At 69.2% G+C, this 1,563-nt stretch carries 2 protein-coding genes; one reads left to right on the forward strand and one right to left on the reverse strand.

Going from position 1 to position 1,563, the window contains the following annotated elements; translation table 11 throughout:
- Positions 1–128 precede the first annotated feature (128 nt).
- The gene (locus ACFYQA_RS39485; protein WP_388928674.1) at positions 129–959 is read left to right on the forward strand and encodes an IS5 family transposase; all 831 of its coding nucleotides are present in this window, start codon (positions 129–131) and stop codon (positions 957–959) included.
- Here the strand turns inward: ACFYQA_RS39485 and ACFYQA_RS39490 are convergent.
- Positions 877–1,443: a hypothetical protein gene (locus tag ACFYQA_RS39490; protein ID WP_388928676.1), complete on the reverse strand. Its 567-nt coding sequence runs from the start codon at positions 1,441–1,443 to the stop codon at positions 877–879. The two genes, ACFYQA_RS39485 and ACFYQA_RS39490, sit on opposite strands and share 83 nt — an antisense overlap.
- Between the last annotated feature and the right edge of the window lie 120 nt (positions 1,444–1,563).

The raw sequence follows: 1,563 nt of genomic DNA on the forward strand, positions 1-1,563 counted from the left end.
CGTTGCCCGACCAGTTGAGCAGTATCTCTGTGGCCGCGTCCACCGCGGTCACCCCTGGGTGTGACTGCTACGTGCACCGGTTCGGTTCGATCGCTCCGGGGCGGCGGGCGCGGTGCTATCCCAGTGACATGACGGATGCGGAATGGGCCGAGGTCCGCTCCGCGATGCCGGTGCCGGCCTGGCTCCTCAAGCAGGGCGGGCGCCCGGAGGCGTACTGCCACCGCGAGATGTTTGACGCGGTGCGCTACCTCGTCGACAACGGCGTGAAGTGGATGGCCCTGCCGGTCGACTTCCCGTACTGGCGGGCGGTCTACGACTTCTTCCGCCGCTGGCGGTCCTACGACTACGCGCGTGAGCTGTACGAACGCCTGCGTCGGACGGCGAGGGAGCGCACGGGCCGCAACGCCGAGCCCAGTGCGGGAATCATCGACAGTCAGTCGGTAGATGCCTCCGAGACCGTGGGTGAGGACAGTCGCGGATACGACGGCGGTAAATCACGCGACGGGCGCAAGCGTCACATCCTGACCGACACCGAGGGCCTGCTCCTGGAGGTCACCGTGACCACCGCGGATGTACACGACTCCAAGGCCGCTCCCGCGCTGCTGGAGACGTTCATGGACCAGCCGGGCCGGCTGCTGAAACTGGTGTGGGTCGACAGCGCCTACCAGGGCCCGGCGCTGGCGAAGGCGTTCGCCCGCCACGGAGTCCGGATCGAGGTCGTGCGCCGATCCGACGGACAACGCGGCTTTGTCGTACTGGCCCGCAGGTGGGTGGTGGAGCGAACGCTGAGCTGGCTCTCCCGCTCACGCCGCCTCAACCGCGACCACGAACGCCGTCCCGATCACCACACCCAGATGGTGTGGTGGGCCGCCGTGATCAGGTTGTCGCGCCGGATGGCCGGCGACGCCCCGCGCTGGCCGGAGAAGCGTCCCGGCCGACTGCCCCGGACGCCGGCGTGAACCGTCCATCCTTCGCCCGCGCCAGCCAGCCCCGCTTCTCCAGCGCGTAGGCACGGTGACGGATCTTCTCCACCTCGTTCTTGCTGTCCGCCTCCCGGCCCACCGCCCGCGCCAGTTCCACTCCGCTCACCGGCCTTGATGCGGCCACCACCGCGGCGAACACCTCCCGATACAGGCCGCTGAGCACCTCCTCACCCATGTCCGACCGCCATACCGGAGGCCGTTCGCCATACCCCGCGCCGGAGCCGTTCGATCCCCCAGCGGCAGCAGCCTCACCACCAGACGGTACGGAAGCCGGCGTATTCACCGCGCTCTCCTCGGCCAGCACCGACACGAGCTCCTCACGCCCTACCCGGGCCCGCTCGACTCGCTCCCGCGCGGCATCCACCTCCGCCTGAGCCTGCTCCAGGACCTCCGTCCAGGACTCCAGCTCCTGCCTCGCCCGCGCCTCACGCCGTTCCATCAACCCCAGCACCGACGGCATCGCACCCTCCTCGATCGATAACAAGCCGTCCGCTGCCTGCCCCTACCCCTCCGCGATCATGCCCCGCACACGAAGAAGCCCCTGCTCATCGAACAGGGACTCCCTTTGCCGCAACGCACT

This window comes from Streptomyces sp. NPDC005774, from assembly GCF_042871645.1.
Taxonomy (GTDB): Bacteria; Actinomycetota; Actinomycetes; order Streptomycetales; family Streptomycetaceae; genus Streptomyces; species Streptomyces pratens.